Source organism: Streptomyces sparsus (assembly GCF_054776295.1).
This window is the reverse complement of record NZ_BAAHCA010000138.1, coordinates 1-8,333: the sequence shown is the minus strand read 5'-3', so window position 1 is coordinate 8,333 and position 8,333 is coordinate 1. Positions and strand designations below refer to the sequence as shown.

Below are 8,333 nucleotides of genomic sequence, written 5' to 3'. Positions count from 1 at the left end.
CACAGCGTCGACCGCGGTGGCCCCGCACAGTCCGTTGCCGGGATGGCCGGGGCGGAAGGGTGGCAGCCCGAGCCGCCGGGAGGCGTGGCGCGTGCCGGACATCGGCCCCGGCCTTCCGGTGGGGCCGGCCGTTACGGGAAGGTCGGGAACATCGGCGGCTTCGCCGCGTTCGGCACGTAGTCGAAGTTGGGCGTGAGCGTGCCGAAGAGACTGCCGGCGCGCGGAGCTGTGGCTCCGGTGGCCGCCGCGAAGAGGTTCGCGGCTTCCTCCGTGACGTAGAACGGGGCCTTCTTGATGCGGAAGCCCGTGGGGCTGGGGCGGGCGCCCGCCATGACCTCGGCGTAGGTGGACTCGGCGACCACTACCTCCTCCAGGAGCTGCTTGCCGTCGACCGACACGCCTGCGGAGTAGGCGGGTGTCGGCATGACACGGATGAACGTGGACTTCAGGGTGATCGTCCTGCCGGATTCCTGGTGCTGGATCCTGAGGCCGCCGGGGTAGAAGATGCGTCCCTTGGTGTCGAGCCCGTCACCGGCGGTCGAACCGATCGGCATGCTGAAGCCCCGGCCGTCGGCGTCCATCACGAACGGGCTGATGGCCTCCACGGTGATGCCCTCGCGCTCCATCCAGGCCAGGGTCTCGTCACCGATCTCCACCCGGGCGTCGCCCCACGGGGAGATGTAGGCGCCCGGCAGCGGATCGGCGGCTGCCGTCCTGGGGGTGCTGGCCGGGTGCTGGGCGGCTGCTCCGGACGAGGTCAGAGCGAGGGGTACGGAGAGCGCGGCCACGGCGGCGAGGACGGTGAGCCGACGGAGTGCGTGCATGCGCATAGGGCGTTTCCAGTCTGTGGAGGGGCGGGAGCGCGTCGGAGCTCATTCCGGGCAGGCCCAACAGCCGGGTCTGCGAACCGAGTTCTCCGACGGGCAACGACGCGGTCGAAGATCGACTTCTCGGCGAGTATGTCCATCGCCGCATGACTTCGCGACGAACAGTGCCGCTTGTTGGGCCAACCGGGGGAAAAGAGTCACGCGACGAGTGATGTGTGACGCGTAAGGGTCACGCCAAGATCATCGGCGCTGTTGGCTGTGGTGACTCCCCCATCCACAGCCCTGGAGACACGCGTGCCGGGAACCCCCAGAACCTCCGCGACCAACCCGCCGTCCCGCCGGCGGCTCGCTGTCCTCGCCGCCACCACGGTCGCGCTCACCGCCGCCGCCCTGTCCGGGCAGTTCACGGGAACCAGCGAGGCGGGCGGGCACATCGACGCCCCGTCGACCGTGCTCGACTCCCCGGCGGACCTGACCGACGTGTACGCCTTCATCAGCCCGGACGACACGGACATGGTCACGCTCGTCGCGAACGTCCGCCCCTTCCAAGTGCCCGGTACCGCGGCCAACGCGCTGGTGGACTTCCCGTTCGCGACCGGTGCCCGGTACGAGATCCACACGGACGCCGATGGTGACGGGGCCCCCGACACCACCTACCGCTGGACCTTCCGGGACGAGGACCGCAGGCCGTTCGGGGCAGGGCCGAAAGTCGGGCCCCTGCCGGTGAACTCGCTCGACGACCGGTCGCTCGCGGTACGTCAGAAGTACACGCTGGAGAAGGTCGGTGCGGGCGGCGCCACTCGGACGCTGCTGAAGGACGCCGTCGCCTCCCCCACCCACACCGGCCGGGCCCTGATGCCCGACTACGGCAAGCTGCGGACGCAGGCGATCCGTCCGCTCCCCGGCGGCGGCCGGACCGTGGCCACACAGGCGGCGGAATCGTTCAAGGCCGACACCCAGGTGTTCGGCCTGTACACGGTCGGCACCCGCGGACCGGTGCCGGGATGGCTGCCCGATGCCCAGCCGCTGTCGGCGCTGAACGTGAACAGCCTGATCCTGCAGGTGCCCAAGAGCGAGGTCGCCCTGAACGGCGATCCCAAGCGCAACCCGGTCGTCGGCGTGTGGGCGTCCGTGTCCCGGCAGGGTGCGAACCTGGAGCGCGGTCTCGCGGAGCAGGCACCCGTCTTCCGGCAGGTCTCCCGGCAGGGCACCCCGCACGTCGCGTTCGCCCTGTTCGGCTCCACCATCGGACTGGCCGAGCCCGGCGGGCCCGAGGACCGGTTCCAGGCCCGCGCACCGAAGGACGACCACCTGGAGGGCGACTTCCTGGCCGCCACTCTCGACCCCGTGCCACCGCACCGGATCGAAAGGGCGCAGGGCCGCAAAGCACCGGCGACCCCGCGCCACGACATCCAGGCCCTGTTCATGAAGGGCATCGGCAAGGACAACGGATCCACGTTCGGCTTCGACCTCAACACCCACACGATGAACGCCGACGCCGACCCCCAGCGCATCGTGCTCGCCGAGCAACTCCGCCTGAACCTCACCACCCCTGTCACCACCGACCCCAAGGCCCACGGTGTCCTCGACGGTGACCTCCAGGGCTTCCCGAACGGGCGGCGGCTCAACGACAACATCGACGGGCCGCTGATCCGGATGCTGGCGGGCGAGCCCGCCGGGCCGTCCGCCGCGGGGCTGCTCCCCAAGCCGGTCGCCGGTCTGGAGCCCGCCGACGCCCAGACCGTCTTCCCGTACCTCAACCTCCCGCACGCGGGCCCGTGAGGCATCTGATCACGGCCGTGGGTGCGGCGGCGGCCGTGGCCGGGTGTGTGGCGGGCCTTCTGTACCTCGGTCCTGACACCTCCCGGCCACCGGCCACCGCTGCCCCTGCGGGCTCACACAGCGCCGGCACCAGCCCTGCCGACGCCGCCCGCAAGCGGACCGAGGCATACCCCGACGACCCGGCCGCCTGGGCCGGCCTGGCCCGCGCCGAGATCGAACAGGCCCGCACCACTCTCGACGCGGGCCGGCTTGACGCCGCCGACAGGGCGCTGCGCCGCTCCCTCGCCCTCGACACCACGGACAACTACGGGGCCGTCACGGGGCAGGGGTTGCTCGCCAACGCCCGGCACGAGTTCACGAAGGGCCGCGAACACGGGCTGCGCGCCACCCGGATCGCACCCGACCGGCCGGACGGTTACGCCGTACTGGCGGACGCCGAGATCCAGCTCGGCAACTATCCGCAGGCGCGTGCAGCCGTACAGCGGATGCTCGACATCGCCCCGGCCACAGCCGCCTACAGCAGAGCCGCCTACGACCTGGAGACCAACGGCCGGCCCGAGGACGCCGCCATCGCGCTCCAGCGGGCCGTGGACAGTGCGGCCACACCGGAAGAACGGGGTTTCGCCGAGGCCCGCCTGGGTGACCTGGCCTGGTCCCAGGGCGAGGCGGACCAGGCGGAACGGCACTACCGGCGCGCCCTGGCCGCCGTGCCGGACCACCCGTACGGGCGAGCCGGACTCGCCCGGGTGGCCGCCGCACGCGGACACACCGGCAAGGCACTCGACCTGTACGCGCGGCTCGTCGAACGGACGCCGCTGCCCCGGTTCCTGCTGGAGGCACTGGAGCTTCGACGCGCGAGCGGGGATTCCCGCCACGGGAGCGAGCGGGCCGCCTTGTCCGCGCAGGTACGGATGGCCCGCGCGGACGGCGGTCCCGTCGACCCGCATCTCATCCTCTACGCAGCCGACCACGGTGACCCGAAGGTCGCGGTGGAGCTCGCGCGCAGGGAGTGGAAGCACGCTCGGAGCGTCATCGTCGCCGACGCACTGGGGTGGGCGCTGCACCGCGCGGGGCAGAACACCGAGGCCCTGGCCCACGCACGGCGGGCCGCCGCGACCGGCTGGAAGAACGCACTCTTCCGCTACCACCGGGGCACGATCGAGCAGGCCCTCGCGATGCCCGAGGGACCCCGCCGGCTGCGCGAGGCCGTCTCCCTGAACCCCCACCTCTCCCTGTACCGCCCCGACCCGGACGGGTAGTCGATGAAGTCTCCACGCCGCGCGGCGATCATCGCGGCGCCCCTGCTCGTGCTGTTCGGCCTGGCCGCCGTACCGACGGCACACGCCCACCCGCTGGGCAACTTCAGCGTCAACCACTACGACGGCCTCCGCTTGTCGCACGACCGGATCGAGGACACCGCCGTCGTCGACAGCGCGGAGATCCCCACCGCGCAGGACGAAGCGGTGACGGACACCGACCGCGACGGGACGATCTCCCCAGCCGAGGCGGCGGACCGGGCAGCCGAGCGATGTGCCCGACTCGCCGGCCGCAGCAGGATCTCGGTGGGCGGTGAGCACCTCACCTGGCAGGTGGACCGCTCCACCCTGACGTACGGAAAGGGGGCCGCGGGAGTCCCCGTGGCCCGGCTGACCTGCGCCCTGCGAGCTGACGCCGATCTCTCCCGGCCCACCGACATCTCCTTCGCCTCAGGGGCGGACGTGACACGGTCCGGCTGGAAGGAGATCACCGCGGTCCCGGGCGATCGCGTGCGGCTGGCCGAGTCCTCGGTTCCCTCCGCGAGCCCGAGCGAGGCACTGCGCCGCTACCCGCGGGACGGGGACGAACAACCGCTCGACGTGGCCAGGGCGGAGCTGCGTACCCGACCAGGCGCGGAAGAGGCCGCTCCCGGTGCCCCCGGGCCGGTGGCACCGGGCCAGGGACCAGCAGTTCGGGCTGTGGACCGCGGCACCGTTCTCTTTCCGGCGCTGGAGCACCGGCTCACCGGCCTGACCGCCGGCCGGGACCTCACTCTGCCCGTGGGCCTCCTCGCCGTCCTGCTGACCCTGCTTCTGGGCGCGGGCCACGCGGCACTGCCCGGGCACGCCAAACTCGCCGTCGCCGCGTGCCTGGCCCGCCGGGAAGGCGGCGTCCGCGCCGCTCTCGCGGTGGGGACGACGGTCACGGCCACCCACACCGCGGGGGTCCTGGTCATGGGCCTCCTCCTCACCGCGGGCGGCGGGCTCGTCGGGGAGCACCTGCTGGCATGGCTGGGGGCGGTCAGCGGTGCGGTGATCGCGGTACTGGGGACGGTCCTGGCGGTGACGGCGGTACGGGCTCTGCGCACGGGGCGGCCTCCGACGCACTGGCACCACGGACACAGCCACGGGCACACACACAGCGAGACACGGGAACACGCGCACGTCCACCGTCATGGCCGTCCCCATGGTCATGAACACGCGACCGCCCCCGCACGCGACCACGGCGAACACGTCCACGAGACCGACTCCCGCAAGGAGAAGAAGCCACGCCGCGCCGGTCTCCCCGCGCTCCTCGGTGTGGGGCTGGCGGCCGGTCTGGTGCCCAGCCCCTCGGCCCTCGTCGTCCTGCTGGGCGCCGTCGCACTGAGCCGGACCTTCTTCGGCGTCCTGCTCGTCGTCGGCTACGGCGTCGGTATGGCCCTCACCCTCACCGCCGCCGGCCTGCTGCTCTCCGGCGGCGGCAGCAGATTCGTCGCTCTGAGCGAACGCCGCCTGCCCTCCCTCCGCCGATACACCCGCTACGCGACGGTCCTCACGGCTCTCGCCGTCCTCACCGTGGGCGTCAGCCTCACGTTGCGCAGCCTGCTCGCGCTCTGAACCCGAAGAAAGTGCCGGAAGCCGGAACGCCGGATCAGGAGCGTGATCACGTCGGCGAAGTCGAAGCTTCTGCTGTGGTGCTTGACCATCACGCTCCGGGTCCTCGGCGTGCTGACGAGGTTCAGGCGTCGTCTCGGTTCTGCCTGTCCGGTTGTGATGTCCTGGAGAGGCGGGTCCAGCCCGCCGGGGGCGCCAGGAGCGTGCGGACGTGGGGCCTTCGCCTGCGGAGCCGTACCTCTCCGCGGTAGTGGCGAAGGATGAGGCAGCCCAGGTGTTCCAAGGCCTTGACGGCGAATCCGTTCGCCGGGCACATCCCCTCCCCCTTCCCGAAAGGAAGGTAGGCCCGTCTCTGCTCCTCGGTCGATTTCTCCCAGCGCGTGGGACGGAAGTCAAGCGGCTCGTCCCATACGGCCGCCGACCGGTGGAGCGCGTGCGTGCCGATCAGGACGTGTTCGCCCTCGCGCACCGGGACGCCCGCGATCTCGTGATCGGTGGCGGCCACCCTGGCCAGACGCCACGCCGTCGGGTAGAGGCGCAACACCTCCTTGACCAGGGAACGGATCTCTTCCGGACGTACCGCTGGGCCGTTGTACCCGTACTGAACACCGAGCAGCACCAACCATTCCAGGGTCACACCGGTGAAACCGACGGCGGACAGGACGAGCCGCTGCAGCAACTGCGCGCGATCCGCCGGCGACAGTTCCCCGTGCAGACTCAGCACCACGTCGACGAGGTCCTGCGCTTCGGCGTCCTGCGCCGGCAACTGCCCCAGGCGGTCGGCGAGTTTGGCCCGGATGCGCGGTACCGAGCGATGGGGGCGCCGCACCGCGTGACCGACGATGTCGTCGGCGATGACGCTCGACGTCACGTAGTCGTCGACGAGTGAGTTGATCTCGCTGTGGCGCCCGTGTGCTATCACCGGTGCGAAGTACCGCCGGACCACTCGGGCTCCCCAACGCTGGTGCCGCAGGCGTCCGCGCCTGTCACCCGCCTCACGGACGGCCGAGTCGACGTCGAACGACGCGGGGAGATCGTGACGGGCCAGGACCTTGACGAGTCCGCGTGACGCCTCGGCTCGAAGCGATTGCGGGAGAGGCGTGGGTCCGAGGCGGAAGAATCCGGACTGCGGCAGGTACTCGTCGGCCGAATCGACCAGCACGTCCCGGGCCGCGTCCGCATCGGCGACGAAGAGAGTGCCGAAGCGGAGCCTGAACGGGCCTTCGGCCTCCGCCGCCGACTGCTCCCATCGTTGAAGGTGGGGCCAAAGGCTCTGCCTGTCCAAGAACACGAGATCCTCCGCCTGTCCCGCAGGGAGGGAACGCGCACGTCCGGCTACGCGTCCCCTCCCGCACGAGGAGCTGATTCAGGCTGTGCGTCCGTACCTGTCGCCGTAACCGTGGACGCGCGCGCGATTTTCACCGCTGAACGCCCGGACGACCCTGCGGACCCTCGACCCGTCGCCCTCCTGCCGCAGTACTCTGCGCTGTCCTGGCCGGCCCGACATCAGTCGCGCCGCCCGTAGCCGACGAAGTACCCGTGCCAGCGTGCGCGCATCTCACCGCTGAACGCCCGAAATCCGCTGGTGACCCAGTTCATGGTGGTCCTCCTTCTGATCGGTGACCCTCGCTGGCCGGCCCGCGGTCGGCCCTGAGCGCACCTTTTGCACCATGACGCTACACACATGGCCGAACCGGGTGAACCGGTAGAACCGGCCAAAGACAGCGACTCCACCGGCGCCCCGGGCCACGTTCCGCGGGCGGTGCCGCCCGTCGGCCCAAGGCGCTCCGCAAGGCTCCGAGATCGCCTTGCCGCACCATTCGACGTCATCGGTCCGCCGCACTTCCCGTCAGGGCACCCGATCGCGACACTACGCACGAGGCATTCCCGATTCTCACGTGGTGGGCGGCGAGCGCGGCCCCGGCGAGGCAGGTCGTCTTGCCGCCCGCCGAAGTGGGCTGATGTGATGGTGCAGCCGGGGCCGGCAGGGCTGGGGACGTCGGAGGAACGCGTGTCATGGGCGAGAACGATGCGGAGCACGGGGTACGGTTCCGCATTCTCGGCTCGTTCGAATGCTGGGACGGACCGGAACGCGTCCGGGTAGGCGGCTCCGTGCTCTGCGCGGCTTCCGTGGCGTTGGAGGAGCGTCGGCTGACCGCCGTCGAGCAGCTCCTCGAGCTGCGCCTCGCTGCGGGTGAGACCAGCGAACTCATCGGTGAGTTGCGAGAGTTCATCGAGGCGAACCCGCTTCGGGAGACGCTGCGCGGACAGCTCATGCTCGCCCTCTTCCGGTCCGGACGGAAGGCCGAGGCACTGGAGGAGTTCACCAAGGTCCGCGAGTTCCTCGGAGGCCTCGCCCTCCACTCTCCCCTACGACCTCGGCGACTTCACCGGCCGCCAGGAGGAGGTCCGCCAGCTGCTCGGGTACGTGGAGAAGGCGCCCGGCACCGGACCGCTCATCGTCGCCATCGACGGCATGGGCGGCAGCGGCAAGACCTCCCTCGCCGTGCGCGCCGCGCCGCCATGGCCTCCCTCGCCTCCCCCGTCACGGTCGTGACGTGCTGCGACGGAACGGGGCCCCACGGGGCCTGACGGCAAGCGCGGTGTCCTCACTGTCGCAGGACCCGCCACTGTTGCTGGTCTGCCTGGACCGGGGATAGCGCACCCACGCCGGCCGGGTGGCGGTCTCCGACTGCCTGGGCAGCCCGGCGGGTGGCCTGGTCTGGCGCCACACCGGCTTCGCACACGCGAGGCCGGTGGAGGCGGGCACCGGGCGGGAGGGAACGCCATGTGCGGCACTGCCGATGCGAACGCCGCCTGGCACGGCGACGGAGGCGCGCGGAACCCGCGATGGACGGCGGCCCGACCGGAG

6 protein-coding genes are annotated in these 8,333 nt (G+C 71.5%); 4 read left to right on the top strand and 2 right to left on the bottom strand.

From position 1 onward, the window contains the following. Positions 1-131: 131 nt before the first annotated feature. Positions 132-824 carry a hypothetical protein gene (locus tag ACYVE9_RS09925; RefSeq protein WP_461027393.1) on the bottom strand — a complete coding sequence of 231 codons (693 nt, stop codon included), beginning with the start codon at positions 822-824 and terminating at the stop codon, positions 132-134. A 297-nt stretch (positions 825-1,121) separates the two neighbouring features. Between ACYVE9_RS09925 and ACYVE9_RS09920 the strand changes: the two genes are divergently transcribed. Genes ACYVE9_RS09920 through ACYVE9_RS09910 form a run of 3 tightly spaced genes read left to right on the top strand, consistent with a single transcriptional unit; the run spans position 1,122 to position 5,464 of the window. Continuing rightward, complete coding sequence (locus ACYVE9_RS09920) at positions 1,122-2,609, top strand: DUF4331 domain-containing protein (RefSeq protein ID WP_461027392.1); 1,488 nt, start codon at positions 1,122-1,124, stop codon at positions 2,607-2,609. 47 nt (positions 2,610-2,656) lie between these two features. Continuing rightward, entirely contained in the window at positions 2,657-3,868 is a 1,212-nt protein-coding gene (locus ACYVE9_RS09915; protein WP_461027391.1) for a tetratricopeptide repeat protein, read from the top strand. 3 nt (positions 3,869-3,871) lie between these two features. After that, positions 3,872-5,464 (top strand): nickel transporter, encoded by a 1,593-nt coding sequence (locus tag ACYVE9_RS09910; RefSeq protein ID WP_461027390.1) that lies wholly within the window; start codon positions 3,872-3,874, stop codon positions 5,462-5,464. A 121-nt stretch (positions 5,465-5,585) separates the two neighbouring features. Here ACYVE9_RS09910 and ACYVE9_RS09905 read toward each other — a convergent pair whose 3' ends face one another. Beyond that, positions 5,586-6,752 carry a cytochrome P450 gene (locus ACYVE9_RS09905; RefSeq protein ID WP_461027389.1) on the bottom strand — a complete coding sequence of 389 codons (1,167 nt, stop codon included), beginning with the start codon at positions 6,750-6,752 and terminating at the stop codon, positions 5,586-5,588. A gap of 725 nt (positions 6,753-7,477) precedes the next feature. Here ACYVE9_RS09905 and ACYVE9_RS09900 point away from each other — a divergent pair. Next, positions 7,478-8,053: a BTAD domain-containing putative transcriptional regulator gene (locus ACYVE9_RS09900; protein WP_461027388.1), complete on the top strand. Its 576-nt coding sequence runs from the start codon at positions 7,478-7,480 to the stop codon at positions 8,051-8,053. Positions 8,054-8,333 lie beyond the last annotated feature (280 nt).

What these genes read in the sequence shown, in the direction of transcription:
- ACYVE9_RS09910 (WP_461027390.1), top strand. Translation starts at nt 3,872, where the DNA reads ATGAAGTCTCCACGCCGCGCGGCGATCATCGCGGCGCCCCTGCTCGTG.
- ACYVE9_RS09900 (WP_461027388.1), top strand. Translation starts at nt 7,478, where the DNA reads ATGGGCGAGAACGATGCGGAGCACGGGGTACGGTTCCGCATTCTCGGC.
- ACYVE9_RS09925 (WP_461027393.1), bottom strand. Translation starts at nt 824, where the DNA reads ATGCACGCACTCCGTCGGCTCACCGTCCTCGCCGCCGTGGCCGCGCTC.